This is a genomic window from Rhodovulum viride, assembly GCF_003265965.1.
Lineage (GTDB): Bacteria > Pseudomonadota > Alphaproteobacteria > Rhodobacterales > Rhodobacteraceae > Rhodovulum > Rhodovulum kholense.
In genome coordinates, this window is sequence record NZ_MUAV01000026.1 from 1 (window position 1) to 17,568 (window position 17,568).

13 protein-coding genes are annotated in these 17,568 nt (G+C 68.1%); 4 read left to right on the forward strand and 9 right to left on the reverse strand.

Features of this window, described 5'->3' with window-relative positions; all coding sequences use genetic code 11:
- Window positions 1-43: 43 nt before the first annotated feature.
- The 4 genes from BYZ73_RS17445 to BYZ73_RS17460 are packed head-to-tail and all read right to left on the reverse strand — an operon-like array spanning window position 44 to window position 5,641.
- Window positions 44-1,591 carry a Ppx/GppA family phosphatase gene (locus BYZ73_RS17445; protein WP_112316965.1) on the reverse strand — a complete coding sequence of 516 codons (1,548 nt, stop codon included), beginning with the start codon at window positions 1,589-1,591 and terminating at the stop codon, window positions 44-46.
- A gap of 55 nt (window positions 1,592-1,646) precedes the next feature.
- Entirely contained in the window at window positions 1,647-3,815 is a 2,169-nt protein-coding gene (locus tag BYZ73_RS17450; protein WP_112316967.1) for an RNA degradosome polyphosphate kinase, read from the reverse strand.
- Window positions 3,816-3,855: 40 nt separating this feature from the next.
- Entirely contained in the window at window positions 3,856-4,542 is a 687-nt protein-coding gene (locus BYZ73_RS17455; protein ID WP_108028432.1) for a P-loop NTPase family protein, read from the reverse strand.
- Window position 4,543: 1 nt separating this feature from the next.
- A complete protein-coding gene (locus BYZ73_RS17460) occupies window positions 4,544-5,641 on the reverse strand; it encodes an AI-2E family transporter (RefSeq protein WP_108028433.1) in 1,098 nt (365 codons plus the stop codon).
- A gap of 132 nt (window positions 5,642-5,773) precedes the next feature.
- Between BYZ73_RS17460 and proS the strand changes: the two genes are divergently transcribed.
- A complete protein-coding gene (proS, locus tag BYZ73_RS17465) occupies window positions 5,774-7,165 on the forward strand; it encodes a proline--tRNA ligase (RefSeq protein ID WP_112316969.1) in 1,392 nt (463 codons plus the stop codon).
- Window positions 7,166-7,485: 320 nt separating this feature from the next.
- On the opposite strand, the gene BYZ73_RS17470 is transcribed toward proS, so the two are convergent.
- Together BYZ73_RS17470 and BYZ73_RS17475 are read right to left on the reverse strand one after the other, a co-directional pair.
- Window positions 7,486-8,157, reverse strand: a complete 672-nt coding sequence (locus BYZ73_RS17470; RefSeq protein ID WP_146746324.1) for a hypothetical protein — start codon at window positions 8,155-8,157, stop codon at window positions 7,486-7,488.
- A 137-nt stretch (window positions 8,158-8,294) separates the two neighbouring features.
- Window positions 8,295-8,813 (reverse strand): uracil-DNA glycosylase family protein, encoded by a 519-nt coding sequence (locus tag BYZ73_RS17475; RefSeq protein WP_112316972.1) that lies wholly within the window; start codon window positions 8,811-8,813, stop codon window positions 8,295-8,297.
- A 168-nt stretch (window positions 8,814-8,981) separates the two neighbouring features.
- On the opposite strand from BYZ73_RS17475, the gene BYZ73_RS17480 reads away from it, so the two are divergent.
- Both BYZ73_RS17480 and BYZ73_RS17485 read left to right on the forward strand, forming a co-directional pair.
- Window positions 8,982-10,262, forward strand: a complete 1,281-nt coding sequence (locus BYZ73_RS17480) for a lipoprotein-releasing ABC transporter permease subunit (protein WP_112317020.1) — start codon at window positions 8,982-8,984, stop codon at window positions 10,260-10,262.
- Entirely contained in the window at window positions 10,255-10,932 is a 678-nt protein-coding gene (locus BYZ73_RS17485; protein WP_108028437.1) for an ABC transporter ATP-binding protein, read from the forward strand. The genes BYZ73_RS17480 and BYZ73_RS17485 overlap by 8 nt, the downstream gene beginning before the upstream one ends.
- A 9-nt stretch (window positions 10,933-10,941) precedes the next feature.
- Here the strand turns inward: BYZ73_RS17485 and BYZ73_RS17490 are convergent, their stop codons facing one another.
- The gene (locus BYZ73_RS17490; protein WP_112316974.1) at window positions 10,942-11,895 is read right to left on the reverse strand and encodes a phosphotransferase family protein; all 954 of its coding nucleotides are present in this window, start codon (window positions 11,893-11,895) and stop codon (window positions 10,942-10,944) included.
- A gap of 200 nt (window positions 11,896-12,095) precedes the next feature.
- Here BYZ73_RS17490 and dinB point away from each other — a divergent pair, with 200 nt between their 5' ends.
- Complete coding sequence (gene dinB, locus BYZ73_RS17495; RefSeq protein WP_112316976.1) at window positions 12,096-13,295, forward strand: DNA polymerase IV; 1,200 nt, start codon at window positions 12,096-12,098, stop codon at window positions 13,293-13,295.
- Between the two features lie 300 nt (window positions 13,296-13,595).
- Here the strand turns inward: dinB and BYZ73_RS17500 are convergent, their stop codons facing one another.
- Complete coding sequence (locus BYZ73_RS17500) at window positions 13,596-15,278, reverse strand: class I SAM-dependent methyltransferase (protein WP_112316978.1); 1,683 nt, start codon at window positions 15,276-15,278, stop codon at window positions 13,596-13,598.
- A gap of 81 nt (window positions 15,279-15,359) precedes the next feature.
- Window positions 15,360-17,318 (reverse strand): DNA topoisomerase IV subunit B, encoded by a 1,959-nt coding sequence (parE, locus tag BYZ73_RS17505; RefSeq protein ID WP_112316980.1) that lies wholly within the window; start codon window positions 17,316-17,318, stop codon window positions 15,360-15,362.
- Between the last annotated feature and the right edge of the window lie 250 nt (window positions 17,319-17,568).

Consider the following 17,568-nt stretch of genomic DNA (forward strand, 5'->3'; position numbering starts at 1 on the left):
CATGTCGGCCCCGAAAGGTTGCCGACATGGCCCGTCCGGCTCCTCAGTGGCGGCGGACGCGGACGCTGGTTTCGACCCCCAAAGCTTTGGCCAGCGACGCGAACCGCGCCTCGGCCACCTCGCCGAACAGGGCCTCGGACCCGGCGGCGAGGATCAGTTCAAGTTGCTTCTTCTTGGGGTAATGACGCAGCTCGGCCAGGCTGTCGGGCGCCTGCAGCGAGAACATCGCCCCAAAGCGCATCGCCTTGCCCAGCACCTCGGCCTGGCGGATCTGCTCGGGCTCGAGCAGCGCGAAAAGCGGCTCGAACCGGCTGCCCGCGCGGCTGTTCTTGTAGCGATGCAGCAGCGACACGCCGAGAAACACCCGTTCCCAATGTTCCAGCCCGCCCAGATTGGCCTGGGTCGCAGATTCGAAGCAGACCTCGTGGCGGTAGTCGGGATGGGCGCGCCAGGCGGTGTCGTGCAGCAGGCAGGCGGCGCGGATCAGGCGCCGCTTTTCGGGCCCGGCCGCGCCGAAGAGGGGCAGGATGAAGTTGTAAAGCCGGTTGCCGAAGCCCGGCAGCCGGGCCGAGGTCTGTTCGGCAAAGCGGCAGGCCTCGATCAGCGGGTCGCGGGCGCGCAGATCTGCGGGCATCTGTTCGAAAAGCAGCCCCTCGCGGATGCCGTAGCTCGACACAGCGATCTCGCGCGGGCGCAGATGGCCGACCAGCTTCTTCAGCACCTGCGCCGCATAGGGCACCAGCGCCATGCGGTCGGGCGAGGTGCCGGTCTTCTGGCGCAGCGCCTCGGTATCCGACGTGGCGATCCAGTCGATGGTTTCGGCCAGCGAGGTTCGCGTCATCCGGTATTCGTGCAGCACCGTCAGCGGATAGCCGCGCCGCTCCATGTCGAGCCGGGCGATGGCGCGCCAGGACCCGCCGACCAGGTAAAGCCGGGGCGGCGCGATCGGCATCGGTGCGGCCAGACGCTCGATCTCCTGCCCGATGTAGCGGTCGAGCCCCTTCTTGCCGCCGGGCACGTCGCGCAGCTTGAGCGGGCCCAGAGGCGAGGTGCCGCGCTGTCCGACGATGCCGCCCTTGAGCTCTGCCAGTTCCATCGAGGACCCGCCGATGTCGCAGACGATGCCCTCGGCGCCGGGCCAGCCCAGAAGCACCCCCTGGGCCGACAGCCGCGCCTCTTCGGTGCCGTCGATCACCCAGATCTTCAACCCGGTGGCGCGTTCGATCTCGGCGCGGAATTCGGGGCCGTCCTCGGCGTCGCGCATGGCGGCGGTGGCGACCACGGTCAAGGGCGCGGCGCCCATCGCTTCGGACAGGATCTCGAAGCGTTTCAGCGCGGCCAGCGCCCGGCGCCGCCCCTCGGGCGACAGGCGGTTGGTTTCGCTCAGGCCCGCGCCGAGCGCGCACATGACCTTTTCGTTGAAGAAATAGGCGGGGCTGCGGGCCGCGCCATCGAACACCACCATCCGGACCGAGTTCGACCCGATATCGACGACGCCGACGCGCGACAGCGCACGGGCCTCTGGCCCGCCGAACAACGCGCGTCCGAAAGGATCCCACGCCTCGGGGCGATCCTCGGCCTGTCCGTCCATGAATTGCCTCTCCTCGGGACCGCAGGGGGACTCTGCCAAAACTGGCGAGGTGGGGTCAATCCTTGACCTTCGCCAGCTGCCGCACATCGGCCGCCCCGGCCGAGCCCCGCCCCGAGAGCGAGGCGTTCTCCATGAAGAAGCGGTGGCAGTTGAAGGCATCGGGTCCCGCTTCGGCGCGCACGAAGCTGCCATCGGGCTGCATCACCCAGCTTTGCGCCTCGTCGGCGAGATTTGCCGTCATGATCTGGTCGGTGATCTGCGCCTTGACCGTGGGGTTGGTGCATTCGACCAGCGTCTCGACCCGCCGGTTGAGGTTGCGGCCCATCCAGTCGGCCGACGAGATATAGACGCGGGCGCGGTGCGAGGGCAGGCCGTGGCCGTTGCCGAAGCAGACGATGCGCGAATGTTCGAGGAACCGGCCGATGATCGACTTGACCCGGATATTCTCGGACAGGCCCTTGATGCCGGGCCGGATGCCGCAGATGCCGCGCACCACAAGCTCGATTTTCACGCCCGCATTCGAGGCCGCGTAAAGCGCGTCGATCACGTCGGATTCGATCAGCGAGTTCATCTTGGCCCAGATATGCGCGGGCCGCCCGTTGCGGGCATGGTCCGATTCCTCGGCGATCCGCTGCATCAGCGTCGATTTCAGCGACAGCGGCGAGATCGACAGGTTTTCCAGATGGGCGGGCTCGGCATAGCCGCCGACATAGTTGAAGACCTTGGTCGCGTCGCGTCCCAGCGCCGCATCGCAGGTGAACAGCGACAGGTCGGTATAGATCCGAGCCGTGATCGGGTGGTAGTTGCCGGTGCCGAAATGGGTATAGGTCACCAGTTGGTCGCCCTCGCGCCGCACGACCGTGCTGATCTTGGCATGGGTCTTGTAGTTGATGAAGCCGTAGATCACATGCGCGCCCGAGCGCTCCAGCCGGCGCGACTGGCGGATGTTGGCGGCCTCGTCGAAGCGCGCCTTCAACTCGACCAGCGCGCTGACCGACTTGCCGTCCTCGGCCGCCTCGCACAGCGCCTCGACGATGGGCGAGTTCTTCGAGGTCCGGTAGAGCGTCTGCTTGATCGCCACCACATCGGGGTCGCGCGCGGCCTGTTGCAGGAAGCGCACCACCATGTCGAAGGTCTCGTAGGGGTGGTGCAGCAGCATGTCCTTCTGGCGGATCGCGGCGAACATGTCGCCGTCATGGTCCTGGACGCGTTCGGGCACACGCGGCGTGAAGGGCGGCCACAAGAGATCGGGCCGCTCGTCGATGACCAGTTCCTTCAGATCGGCGACGCCGATGATCCCGCGCACCTCGATCACCTCTTCCTCGGTGATGTGCAGCTCGCGGATGATGACCGAGCGCAGCCGTTCGGGCGCGCCCGCCGACAGCTTCATGCGCACGACCTCGCCGCGGCGGCGGCGTTTCAGCGCGACCTCGAATTCGCGGACCAGATCCTCGGCCTCGTCCTCGACCTCGAGATCGCTGTCGCGCAGCACCCGGAAGGTACAGCTTCCGACCTCGCGATAGCCCGGGAAGAGCGAGCCCAGATGCACCAGCAACAGCTCTTCCATCGGCAGGAAGCGCTGCTGGCCGTCCTCGGCGGGCAGCCGCACGAAGCGCTGGATCTGATGCGGGATCGGCAACAGCGCCTGCAGCGGATGGCCGTCGCGGTCGCGTTCAAGCTGCAGCGCGAGGCAGAAGCCCGTGTTGGGGATGAAGGGGAAGGGGTGCGCCGGGTCGATCGCCAGCGGCGAGAGCACCGGAAACACCTTTTGCAGGAAGTAGTCTTCCAGATGCGCGCGGTCGGCCGCGGTCAGCCGCGAGCGGGTCAGGATGTGGATGCCCGCATCCTCCATCTCGCGCTTGAGCTTGTTCCAGGCGGTCTGTTGCGATTGCAGGAGCTTGCGCGCGTCGCGGTCGATCAGCACCAGCTGTTCGGCGGGCGTCAGCCCGTCGGCCGCGGGCACGATATTGCCCTTCTTGGCCAGCTCGCGCAGCCCCGCGACCCGGACGGTATAGAATTCGTCGAGGTTCGTCGCCGAAATCGAGACGAAGCGCACCCGTTCCAGAAGCGGAACCCGCGGGTTCGACGCCTCTTCGAGCACCCGCCAGTTGAAGCCCAGCCAGGACAGTTCGCGGTTATAGAAACGCTTGGGGCCGATCCGTTGGGGTTCGGGGATCTCGACCGGTTCGGGAAACGGGGCAACGAGGAAATCGGCTTGGGTCATGGCGGGCTTATGAGCAATCACTGTGACGGATGCATGACAGTTAATCATCCCCTCCGGGGCCGTTGTCCAGCACCTCGCGGGCCAGGCGGGGGCCGGGCTTGCGGCGGCTGGCCAGGGCCTCGCGGTCGATGGCGGCAACGGTTTCGGCGGCGGCGGCGAAGGACCGTTCCATCCGGTCCACCAGATAGCCGATCAGGTCGGGGCTGACGGCGATCTGGCGGTCGGCGAACAGCTTGACCAGGACCGCCGCCAGCAGCGTGTCGTCGGGCGGCTCCAGATGGGCGGTGGCGGCGGCCTCGACCCGGCTGGCCAGATCCGGCAGGCACAGCCCCCAGTCGCGGGGCGCCCGGCGCGCGGTCATCAAGAGCGTGCCGCCCTCTGCCGCCAGCAGGTTGTGCAGATGGAACAGCGCATCTTCGGCCTGCCTGCGGCCCGCGATCCGGTCGGCATCCTCGACCGCCACGGCCCCGGCGGCCGCCAGTGCGGGCAGTTCGGCCTGCGGCAGGTCGCGGGCATGGATCACCTCAGCCGAGGCCAGATCGGCCCACACATGCACCAGATGGGTCTTGCCCGAAGCCTCGGGGCCGATCAGCACCAGCTTGCGCGCTGGCCAGTCGCGCCAGCCGTCGATCTGCTGCACCGCCAGCGCGTTGGGCGGGGCCACGAAGAAGGCGGCCCGGCCGCGGGCCGGACGCACAGGAAGCTCTAGCGCCAGTTGCCGGACCATCTCAGGCCGCGTCCTCGTCGCTGTCGGGGGCGGGGGCGTCGTCGCGCCCGGCCATGCCTCGGTAAAGTCGGCTGTCCATGTATTGCGAGATGAAGAACCGGGTCAGCACCCCCAGGGCCGCCGCCACCGGCACCGCCGCCAGCAGCCCGACGAAGCCGAACAGCGATCCGAAGGCCGACAGCGCGAAGATCAGCCAGACCGGATGCAGGCCGACCGACCCGCCGACGAGCTTCGGCGTCAGGATATGGCCCTCGACCTGCTGGCCCGCGAGGAAGATGCCGCCCGCGATGGCGATCATCCACCACTCGCCCCAGAACTGGAACAGCGCGAGCCCCAGCGCCAGCGTGCCGCCCACCACCGCGCCGACATAGGGAATGAACGAGATCATCCCGGCGACGAAGCCCACGATCAGCCCGTAATTCAGCCCCAGAAGGCCCAGCGCCACCGCATAGAACACGCCCAGGATCAGGCAGACCGTGCCCTGGCCGCGGATGAAGCCCGCGAGCGTCCGGTCGATCTCGCCCGCGAGGCGGCGGATCACCGGCGCATGGTCGCGCGGCAGAAGCCGGTCGACCTCGGCCACCATCCGGTCCCAGTCCATCAGCAGGTAGAAGGTGATGACCGGCACCAGCACGACCAGCACCACCATGTCGACGATGCTGACGACCGAGGTCAGCACCCCGTTCAGAAGCTCGCCGCCCTTGGCCTGCACCGCCTCGCCGATGCCGGTCAGGGTCTTGCGGACGGTCGAGCCGTTATCCGCAAGCGAGGGGAAGCGCTCGGTCAGGAAGGCATGCAGATGGCTGGCGAGGTCGGGTGCGGCATTGACCAGCGCCACCGCCTGTTCGATCATCGAGGGCAACACCAGCAGCGCGCCCAACACGAAGATCACCAAAGCGCACAGCGTGATCGTCACCGTCGCGCCGACCCGCGAGAACCCCGCCCGTTCCAGCCGGTCGGCCACCGGGTCGAGGAAATAGGCGACCGCCATCCCCACCAGGAAAGGCATCATCACGTCGCCCAGCAGCATCAGGATCAGCACGATCGCCGCTGCCGCGATGCCCCAGTATTTTGCCTGTGCCCGGACCGGCAAGCCCATCCGCCATCTCTCCCGTATCGGTTGCAATCCGTCTTCGCCCAGACCGGCCTGCCTTGCAAGGGCGGCGCTTGTCTGGCCGTCCGCGATGACATAGGAGGGCAGGGACGTCAATTCACGAGGCCCGACCCGAAAATGCGCCTGTCCCGCTATTTCCTGCCCGTCCTGAAGGAGACCCCTTCCGAAGCCCAGATCGCGAGCCACCGGCTGATGCTGAGGGCGGGAATGATCAAGCAGGCCTCGGCCGGGATCTATTCCTGGCTGCCGATGGGCTTCAAGGTGCTCAAGAAGCTCGAGGCCATCGTCCACGAGGAACAGATCCGCGCGGGCCATATCCCGATGCTGATGCCGACGCTGCAATCGGCCGATCTGTGGCGCGAAAGCGGGCGCTACGACGCCTACGGTCCCGAGATGCTGCGGATCCGCGACCGTCACGACCGCGACATGCTGTACGGTCCCACCAACGAGGAGATGATCACCGACATCTTCCGGTCGCATGTGGGCAGCTACAAGGATCTGCCGCTGACGCTGTACCACATCCAGTGGAAGTTCCGCGACGAGGTCCGCCCGCGTTTCGGCGTGATGCGGGGCCGCGAATTCTACATGAAGGACGGCTACAACTTCGACATCGACTATGACAGCGCGATCCATGCCTATAACCGGCACATGGTCAGCTATCTGCGCACCTATGAACGGATGGGGCTGAAGGCGATCCCGATGCGCGCCGACTCGGGGCCGATCGGCGGCGACGACACCCATGAATTCCTGGTGCTGGCCGACACGGGCGAATCCGAGGTCTTCTATGACAGCGCTATCCTCGATCTGACCTTCGGCGACCGGCGCGTGAATTACGACGACCGCGCCGAATGCGCGCAGATCGTCAAGGAATGGACGACGCCCTACGCCCGCACCGACGAAACCCATGACGCGGCGCTTTACGACGCGATCCCCGAGGCGCGGCGGCGCAGCTCGCGCGGGATCGAGGTCGGCCAGATCTTCTATTTCGGCACCAAGTATTCCGAACCGATGGGCGCGACCGTCGTCAACGACAAGGGCGAACGGGTGCCGGTGCATATGGGCAGCCACGGCATCGGCGTCTCGCGTCTGGTCGGCGCGCTGATCGAGGCCAACCATGACGACCGGGGCATCATCTGGCCCGAGGGCGTCACCCCCTTCCATTGCGGTATCGTCAATCTCAAGCAGGGCGATGCCGAGGCCGACGCGGCCTGCAAGGGGATCTACAAGGCGCTGTCCGACAAGGGGCTCGAGCCGCTTTACGACGACCGCGAGGAACGCGCGGGCGCCAAGTTCGCCACCATGGACCTGATCGGCCTGCCCTGGCGGATCACCGTGGGCCCGCGCGGGCTGAAGACCGGCGTGGTCGAACTGACCTCGCGCCGGACCGGCGACAGCGAAGAGATGAGCCCCGAAGCTGCTGTTGCCCGGGTCGCCGAGATCTACGCGCCCCACCGGACCGGGTCGCACTGGGAGCCGATGGCGAAATCGAGCTTCCACACCTGGCTCTGAACCCCCGGGCGATCTGACGGGACGCAGCGGCGGGGGCTTGCGCTGCTGCGCGCGTTGGACCATTCACGCAGCAAAAGAGGTCCGGCAATTCTTGTCCCGACCGGCACTGGATGACGGGCGGGGTGCGGGATGCGCGCTGGAAAGCGGCTGGACGCTGCGTGGCGAGGGGTCCGCTACGATTTCGGGAAACCGGACTGCGCGGTCGACGTGACCTTTCGGAAAATGGAAGCCGACACCACGGTCCTGAGGGGCGCCTTGATCCGTCAAGGCTGACGGACAACCCCGGCCGGGCGATCCGGCCGGGGTCATTCCATATGGCGTCAGGCGGCGCGGCTGCGGCGGCGCAGCGCGCCCAGCCCGCCGAGCCCCGCCAGCGCGGTGCCGAAGGGCAGCAGCGCCGCGGGCAGCGGCACAGGCGCCACCTCGAGGTCGAGCCGGGCCGAGATTTCGGCATTGGACGAGATCCAGAGATACTGGTTGGCGCCCAGATCCGAGGTGCCGCCCATCGCGAAAAGACCGCCAAGCGCTGCGTTGATATCGTCAAGCGCGCCGGTCAGGTCGACCGAAACCTCGGGCATCACGCCGCCGCCGTTCGGCAGGGCGATCGAGGCCGCGCCATAGATCGTTCCGCTTGCCAGATCGGTATAGGCGCCCGCGCCCCCGGTGCCGCCAGTCAGGGCGCCGATATCGGTCGAGACGTCGTAAAGCGTGTAGGTCGCGCTGGTCGTGCTGCCCGAGGCGTAGCGGCCGTCGGCCAGGATCGTCAGCACGGCGCCGGTCACCTTGCCCGCGATCGAGGACAGATCGAACGCGAACCAGTTGTTGCGCGTCTGGTCCTCGATGATCGAATTGAGGTCGGGCGTGGCGCCCCGGTTGGAATAATACCCGCTGTCATAGGCGTCGAGCGTCACGACAGAAGCCTGGGCCGAAGCCGTCGCGCCGATGGCGGACGCGCATGCCAGAAGAGCCCGCTGAAGACGGAGTTTGGTCACGATATCACTCTCGATTTACTACTGTTCCCCCGCGCCGTTGGCGCAGCCCGACAGAAGCTTGGGGCCGGGGGCGAGTCAAAGGAAATACCCAGGATTTACATAAAATTCACGTAGTCGACGGGGGGAGCAGGGGGCCTTCAGGCCAAGGCGAACCCGTCGATCAGCCGCTTTCGCGCCAGGGCGGCGCCTGCGATCTTTCCATGTTCGCGGTAGTTGACAAGCCCGAGGCGCCCGGGATGCGGCAGCCTCCGGATCTCGATCCGGTCCGGCAGGTCCAGATACCGCGCGCTGGTCCAGGCCTGCCGCCCCAGAAGCAGCACAAGATCCACGCCCGCCTCCAGAATGAGCCGTCGGTTATGGGCCGCGCCCTGCTTCAGAAGCCGCGCGGGCCGGCTGGCCGGGGCATCGTACCAGGGGATGGCGTTCATCGGCAGATAGGCCGATAGGGGAATGCCGTTGGCCTCAAGTGCCTCCCGGCAGAGGGTCGCGGTCGGGTCGCCGTTCAGAACCCCGATCTCGCCGGTCTTCTGGGCGTTGCAGCCCGATCCGTGAATGGTGCCCGGGTCTTGCAGGATGGCGCCCAGCCGGTAGGGGCCAGAATGATAGGGCGCGATCCTCGGGATCACGCGTGGCGCGTCGGACAGGGCAGTCGTCATCGGCAGGCGGGCCTTTTCTGCGACGGGGACAAGCGCGTCCCTGGCCCCAGAAGGCCCGCCATGGCCCGCGCCCGTCAAGCCTTCACGAACGCGCGGGCGTTCCGGCGCGGCCTTGACCCCGATCCGCAAATCCTGCTCTTTGCGCCCGGAACGCCGACCGGAGAGCCCATGACCGCCGCCCCCTTCGCCCGCTTCGAATGGATGATCGCCTGGCGCTATCTGCGCGCCCGCAAGGCCGAGGGCGGGGTCAGCACCATGACCTGGATCAGCTTGCTGGGCATCACGCTGGCGGTCTTCGCGCTGATCGCGACGCTGGCCGTGCGCTCGGGCTTTCGCGAGGAATTCGTCGATACGATCCTCGGGGCCAATGCCCATGTCACGGTCTATGCCGCCAGCGAGGTCAACGAGGCCGGTGTGCGGACCCGCACCATCCCGGATTACGACCCCATCGCCGAAAGGCTGCGGGCGGTGCCCGGCGTGACCCGGGTGGCCCCCCTGATCAAGGGGCAGGTGATGGCGGCCTCGCCCGGCGGCACCGCGGGCGTCGAAGTCTTCGGCATCGCCCCCGCCGATCTGGCCACGATCCCGCGCATCGCCCATCCCGAGGCGCATGCGGGATCGCTCGACCGCTTCGCCGAGGGCATCGCCATCGGTTCTGGCGTCGCGCGCGAGCTGGGGGTCGGCATCGGCGACCGGGTCCGGCTGATATCGCCCGACGGGGTCAAGACGCCCTTCGGCACCTCGCCCCGGGTCAACGCCTACGAGGTCACCTACATCTTCACCGCCGGGCGCTACGACATCGACCGCACCCGCGTCTACATGCCCTTCGCCGAGGCCCAGAGCTATTTCAACCGCGAGGGCGTCGCCGACGAGTTCGAGGTGATGGTCGCGGACCCCGAACATGTCGACGACCTGACCTCGGCGCTGTTGCGCGCGGCGGGCGAGCGGGCGCTGATCTGGAGCTGGCGGGACGCCTCGGGGTCCTTCCTGCGCGCGCTCGATGTCGAGGACAACGTGATGTTCATCATCCTCTCGATCCTCGTGCTGATCGCGACCATGAACATCGTCTCGGGGCTGATCATGCTGGTCAAGAACAAGGGCCGCGACATCGGCATCCTGCGCACGGTGGGGTTGTCGGAAGGCTCGATCCTTCGGGTCTTCTTCATCTGCGGCGCGTCGGTCGGTGTGGCGGGGACGCTGCTCGGGGTGATCCTGGGCTGCCTTTTCGCGATCTATATCGACCCGATCTTCTCCTTGGTGAACTACGTGTCGGGCGGGGGCGTCTGGGACCCCTCGATCCGGGGCATCTACAACCTGCCCGCCAAGCTGGAACTGCAGGACGTGCTGTCGGCGGTCCTGCTGTCGCTGGGCCTGTCCTTCGTCATCACGATCTTCCCGGCCCGCCGCGCGGCCCGGATGAACCCGGTCGAGGCCCTGCGGTATGAGTGAACCTGTCCTGAGCCTCGACGCGGTCGAGAAATGCTATAATCGCGGTTTGCCGGGCGAGGTCTCGGTGCTGCGGGGCGCCTCGCTGTCGGTGGCGCCGGGCGAGGTCGTGGCCCTGGTCGCCCCCTCGGGCGCGGGCAAGTCGACGCTTCTGCATATCGCGGGGCTGCTCGATACGCCCGACAGCGGCGCGGTGCGGATCGCGGGGGCCGACATGACCGGGCAAAGCGACCGCCGCCGAACGGCGGCGCGCCGGGCCGATATCGGCTTCGTCTATCAGTTTCACCACCTGCTGCCGGAATTCACCGCGCTGGAAAACATCCTGCTGCCGCAGCTGGCGGCGGGCACGCCGCGCGCGGCGGCCGAAGCGCGGGCGATGGACCTTCTGACCCGGGTCGGCATCGCGCCCCGTGCCGGGCACCGGCCGGCGGCACTGTCGGGGGGCGAACAACAGCGCGTGGCCTTCTGCCGGGCGCTGGCCAACCGTCCGCGGCTGCTGCTGGCCGACGAGCCCACGGGCAATCTCGATCCCGGCACCTCGGACACTGTCTTCGGCGCGCTGATGGAGCTGGTGCGCGAGACCGGGCTGGCCGCGCTGATCGCGACCCATAACCTCGATCTGGCCGCGCGGATGGACCGGACCCTGCATCTGGAGACCGGACGGCTGGTCTGAGGGGCTGGCTCAAAGGGTCGGGGGACCGCTTCCGCCAAGGAAATGGCCGATGGCCTCGCGCAGCGCCTCGGCCTCTGGCAGGTCGGGCGGGCAGAGCGCGAAGGCCCCGGCCAGTTCGACCCCGATGAAGAAGGGCAGGTGCAGCGCCCGTTCGCGCGACGGAACCGCCGCGATCGGCGCCAGCAACGCGTCGAGATCGGCGCCATGGATGCCAAAGCGGATATCTGCGGTCTCGGCGCGCGGGTGGCCCACGCGCAGCGCCACCAGAAACCGCGCGATGTCGCGCACCAGCGGCATCCAGCCCGGATCGCCCAATGCCAGCCCATAGACCGCCCCGTCGCCCAGAAGCAGGTTGCGCGGCTGAAAGTCCCCGTGACAGCGGGCCTGGGTGATCGGGCGGCCCGCGACGGTCGGCAGAAACGCCTCGAGCCGGTTCGACAACTCGTCCGCCAGACGCCGGTCGGTCCGGCCGGTTCGCTTGGCGGCCAGTTCCTCGCCGCGCCGCCGCAGCCAGTAACGCCCGCCAAAGGAAAGCTGCCGCCGTTCGGTCGAGACCAGAAGAGCCAGCCAGCTGCCGGCGCGCCCGATCATCTCGTCGCGCCCGGGCCCGGCCAGCGCTTGGCTCATCGGACGACCCTCGATCAGGCGCTGCACCAGAAGCCCCTCGCCGGGCCAGGCCGCGACCAGCGGCGGCACCCGGAACGGGCCATGTCCCATATGAAGCGCCAGGCGTTGCAGATCGCGGCGCAGCGCGCGGGCGCGCTCGGGTCCCTTGGGGCCGCGCAGCAGGGTCAGTTCGGCCGGGTGGCCGTCGTAGCGGCCGATAAAGACGGCCTTGCGGGCATCGGTCTCGGTCACCCGCTCGATGGCAAAGCGGGCGATGCCGGGGCGTCGCGCCTGGATCTCCTGCACCTCGGGCGTTGCATCCAGGAGGTATTCCAGCCCGAATATATTTCGCGTCATGCGGGAAGTTTCGCCGTTGCGTGACGCAACGTCAATATCCGGACGCGTTCGGCGGCGCGAGGTCCGGCCAGGACCGCGACCGAACCGGAACCGGCCCGCGTTGAGCCCCGGGGGACGAGGCGATATGCTTGGTTCCGATCCGGCGGGGGCCTGACCCGCGGGATCGCAAAAACTGGCGCGCAATCCGGGAGAGCGGTGCGATGGAGGCCGGCGACGGCGACGATCGGGCGACCGGGACCGATCCCCGGGGCGCCCCCGGGGCGGTCGCGGACCAGCGGCGGATCATCCATGTCGACATGGACGCCTTCTTTGCCTCGGTCGAGCAGCGCGACCGGCCCGAGCTTCGCGGCCGGCCCGTCGCGGTCGGGCATGGCCGCGCCCGGGGCGTGGTGGCGGCGGCCAGCTACGAGGCGCGGGCCTTCGGCGTGCGGTCGGCCATGCCCTCGGTCACGGCCCTGCGGAAATGCCCCGAGCTGATCTTCGTGCCGCCCCGGTTCGAGGTCTACCGCGCGGTCTCGGCCCAGATCCATGCCATCTTTGCCGCCCATACCGATCGGGTCGAGCCGCTGTCGCTGGACGAGGCCTATCTCGACGTGACCGAGGCCTGTGCCGCCGGGCGCCCCGCCACCGGGATCGCCGAAGAGATCCGGGCCGAGATCCGCGCGGCGACCGGGCTGACCGCCTCGGCCGGGGTGAGCTACAACAAGTTCCTCGCCAAACTTGCCTCGGATCAGAACAAGCCCGACGGGCTGACCGTCATCCCGCCCCATCGCGCCGAGGCCTTTGTGGCGGCGCTGCCGGTGGGGCGGTTTCACGGCGTGGGGCCGGTGACGGAACAGAAGATGCACCGTCTCGGCATCCGCACCGGCGCCGATCTGCGGGCCCGGAGCCTTGCCTTTCTGCAGGCCCATTTCGGGTCGTCGGCCGCGCATTATCACGCCATTTCGCGGGGGATCGACACGCGCCCGGTGCGGCCCGACCGGCCGCGCAAGTCGATCGGCGCCGAGACGACCCTGTCGGAGGATCTGGTCGATCTTGGCGCGGCGGTCGAGGTGGTGCGGCGTCTGGCCGGGAAGGTCGCGCGGCCCGCCGCCGAAAAGCGGCTGTCCGGGCGGACCGTCACGCTCAAGGTCCGCTTCACCGATTTCGAACAGCTGACCCGGCGCCGCACCCTGTCGCGGCCGCTGGCCGAGGCGGGCGAGATTCTGGCGGTGGCCGAAAGCCTGTTGGCGGAAATCCATCCGTTTCGCCGTCCGGTCCGGCTTTTGGGTGTGACGCTGTCGGGCTTCGAGCCGCCTTCGGGTGAAACCGGTCAGCAGCTTGATCTTTTCGACGCGGTGGATGCGCCGCTGCAAGAGACCGGCGGCACCCAGTCCCGCGCCGGGACGCCCTCTCGCTGAGATGGGCGGCCCTTGCCGGTTCGGAGTGCCGATCCGGAAGGACGGCACTCTCGGGGTCATGCGCCTTTGAGCGCCCTCAGTCGGGCGCTCCGGCCGGCGCGGCTGGGGATATCAGGCCGCCAAGCCGTGCCGGGGCAGGGGCCGGCGCCTGGCAGAGTGGCCAGGGCCGGGGCGATCACTGCCCGGCCGCGCTCGCCCCCGTGGCGCGTGGCTCTCCGTTGGCGTCGGGATGACGGCCGCCCATCCGCGGGGCAAGTTCTCTTGCGCCCCGCGACAACCAAGCCCCGGGGGGCGGTGCGCCTAGGTCGGGCGGGCGGGGAGGGGGGCGGCCTTGCGGCAAGAAAGCCGGTACATGCCCCGGAACGTCTCGGGGTAGCGGTCCTCGAACCGGCCCCAGGCCGCAAGATCGGTGCCGGTGGGATCGTCGGGCGTCTCGTCGCGATAGCGCCGCATGACATCCGCGTCGAGCCCGGAAAAGCCGAGGAACTCCAGGCCGTTCCGATCCAGCATCTCGGCCAGTTCAGAGGTGATGTAATCGCGTTCCTGTACGTGAAAGATCAGGTCGCGCAGTTCCGATGTCGCGTAGAAGTCGCGAAAGCTGCAAAGCTCGGGCGCTTCGGCATAAAGCCGGTCGAGGAAGAAATCTCGTCGAAAGGCCCGCATGCCGTCAAGATCGGGACGATAGCCGACCGTGGCGATGCGGCTGCGCATCGCGATCACGGCCCGGCGGGCGGGGCGGCTGTAAAGACCGAGGCGCAGGAACCCGCCGGGACGGAGCGCCTTGACCAGAACCGCAAGGCCGGCCTCGGGGTCGCGCATGTGGTGCAGCACGCCCATCGCCTCGATCAGGTCGAAGGCGTCTTCGAGCCCGCCGAGCTTGAGGATGTCGGCATGGGCGAAGCCCAGGTTCTCGACGCCGCGCGCCCGCGCCTCTCGCAAGGCATAAGCCAGGCTTGCCCGGCTGAGGTCGATGGCCAGCACCGCTCCGCCGAGCAGGCTCAGGGCCAGCGAGATGGGATGCTGGCCGGTCCCGCAGCCCGCCACCAGCACCCGGGCCCGCGCGGGGGCAGAGGCGGTCAGGGCGGGTGGGATGGCAAGCTCTCTGGTCAGATAGGTCTTGAAATCGACCGGCGTGCGGCGGCCCAGGTGGCGCCAGCGCGGATAGGGGTTTTCCTCGTATTGGGCCTGAACGGCGGCCGAGGTGGCATCCTCGATCGCGGTCAGCGTCTCGATCCGGGGGATCAGGGCCTCTTCCTGCAGCCGGTCGAAGACCAGCAGCCGCAGCGTCGGGTCGAGCCTCTCGAGCCCCTGCGCCGCCTGCAGCGTGACCCAGGCGCGCAGCGCGGGGATGCGGTCGAGCGGCCGGTAGGCGCCCAGCACGAAAAGCGGCAGCGCCGGAACGTCCGCGCCCTCGGCAATGGCGGTCTCGATCTGGCGCTGGACCGTTTCAAGCGCCTCGGTTTCGGCCTCGGCCTCGATCCAGATGTATTCGCAGGTAAAGCTGTGCCGGGCCAGCGCCTCGGCCAGCGCGATCTGCCGGGCCGACACCGCGCGGCCGTCCCTCGCGGCCTCAAGCAGGTCGCGGCGGAGCGCGATCAGGAAGGGTTCCAGCGCGAGGCTGACGTTGAGCCGGTGATAGAGATGGGCGATGGTCAGGTTCAGAAGACCCGGCGGCACGTCGACTTTTCCGTCGGCCTTGGCTGCGAGCGCCATGAAACGCCCGGCCAGATAGGCCGAAGCGAAGCTCTGGATGGTCAGATTGCAGACCGAGGGCTCGGCCAGCGCCCGGGCCAGCGCGGCCTCGAACCGGGCGGACCGGGCGCGTTCCATGTCCGCCTTGGCCAGCGTCGCGACGAAGGCGCGCAGCGCGGCCGGGTCGGACGGCGCGCGGTCGAGTGCCGCAAGCGCCGCCGATACGCTTCCGCGCGGCGGTTTCGCCCCCACCCGGGCGCGGCTTGGAATGGGTCTGGCATGGATCGACATGGGCGGTTTCTGTCCTTTGGCGATGTCGCCGCCAGATGACCACCGCGCGGTTAAAACCGCGTGTATTGCGGCCCGCCCGGGCTAGATATCGACCTCATCGACGAAACGGGCATTCTCCTGGATATACTGAAACCGCAGCTCGGGTTTCTTGCCCATCAGCCGTTCGACCAGATCGGCGGTCTCGCCCGGTTCGTCCTCGTCGATCGACACCCGGATCAGCTTGCGCGAAGCCGGGTCCATCGTGGTTTCCTTCAGGTCCTTGGCATCCATCTCGCCCAGCCCCTTGAACCGGCTGACGTCGATCTTGCCTTTGCCGCCCAACCCCTTGGCCAGCCACATCTCTTTCTCGGCCTCGTCAAGCGCGTAGATCCGTCGCGCGCCCTGGGTCAGCCGGAACAGCGGCGGGCAGGCGAGGTACAGATGCCCCTGGTCGATCAGCGGGCGCATCTGGGTGAAGAAGAAGGTCATCAGCAGGGACGCGATATGCGCGCCGTCGACATCGGCATCGGTCATGATGATGATCTTGTCATAGCGCAGATCGTCGATGTTGAAGCGCGTCCCCAGCCCGGTCCCCAGCGCCTGGGTCAGGTCGTTGATCTCGGCGTTGGACCCCAGCTTGGACGAGGCCGCGCCCAGCACGTTCAGGATCTTGCCCCGAAGCGGCAACAGCGCCTGGGTCTTGCGGTCCCGCGCCATCTTGGCCGACCCGCCGGCCGAGTCGCCCTCGACGATGAACAACTCGGTGCCGTCGCGGCTGGTGGCCGAACAATCGACCAGCTTGCCGGGCAGGCGCAGCCGCTTGGTGGCCGATTTGCGCTGGGTCTCCTTCTCGGCCCGGCGGCGCAGCCGTTCCTCGGCGCGCAGCACGAGGAAATCGAGGATCGCCCCCGCGGCCTTGGTGTCCGAGGCCAGCCAGTTGTCGAAATGGTCGCGCACCGCGCCCTCGACCATGCGCTGGGCCTCCGTGGTGGCAAGCCGGTCCTTGGTCTGGCCGACGAATTCGGGCTCGCGGATGAAGGTCGAGACGATCGCACAGCCGCCGGTCATCAGGTCGTCGCGGGTGATCTGGGCGGCCTTGCGGTTGTTGGCCAACTCGCCATAGGCGCGCAGCCCCTTCAGGATCGCCGACCAGAAGCCGGCCTCATGGGTGCCGCCCTCGGGCGTTGGGATGGTATTGCAATAGGACTGGATGAAGCCGTCGCGCGAGGGCGTCCAGTTCACCGCCCATTCGACCGAGCCGGGCTGGCCGAACTTTTCCTGAAAGCCGACCTTGCCCGCGAACGGGCGGTCGGCATAGGTCGAGGCGCCTTCGAGGGTCTCGCTGAGGTAGTCTGCCAGCCCGCCGGGGAAGTGAAACACCGCCTCCATCGGCGTGTCGCCGTCGGGAATGGCGGTCTTCCAGCGGATCTCGACGCCCGAGAACAGATAGGCTTTCGAGCGGACCATCTTCAGCATTCGTGCCGGGCGGAAGCGGTGATGGCCGAAGATCTGCTCGTCGGCATGGAAGGTGACCGTGGTGCCGCGGCGGTTCGCGGTGGCGCCCAGCTTCTCGACCGGACCAAGCGGCACCCCGCGCGAGAAATCCTGCGCGAACAGCTCGCGGTTGCGCGCCACCTCGACCCGAAGCCGGTCCGACAGCGCGTTGACGACCGACACACCCACGCCATGCAGCCCGCCCGAGGTCTCGTAGGCCTTGCCCGAGAACTTGCCGCCCGCATGCAGCGTACAGAGGATCACCTCAAGCGCCGACTTTCCGGGAAATTTCGGATGCGGGTCGACCGGGATGCCGCGGCCGTTGTCGCGGATCGTCACCGAATGATCGACATGCAGCTCGACCTCGATCCGGGTGGCATGGCCCGCGACCGCCTCGTCCATGGCATTGTCCAGCACCTCGGCCACCAGATGGTGCAACGCCCGCTCGTCTGTGCCGCCGATATACATGCCGGGGCGCTTGCGGACGGGCTCGAGACCCTCCAGCACCTCGATCGAGGAGGCATCATAGGTGTCCCGGCTGGCGCCGGAGAGCAGATCGTCAGGCATTCTTCGCTCTATCTTGTGGATGTGCGCGCGCATCATCGCAGGTTTGGGGGGCGGGGGAAAGGGCGGCCTGTCCTTGCCGCGCTGCCCCGAAAGACAGCCGGTCTCGCGCAACAAACCGGCTCGAAACAGGGCACCTTCTTCGATTGCGGGCCATCTATCGCGCGGGGTCAGGGTTTTGTAACCGTTTTTTGAAATTTCTCAAACCGGAGCCGACCGTTTCGGGTTAGACTGGTTCCAGTTCCCCGGGAAG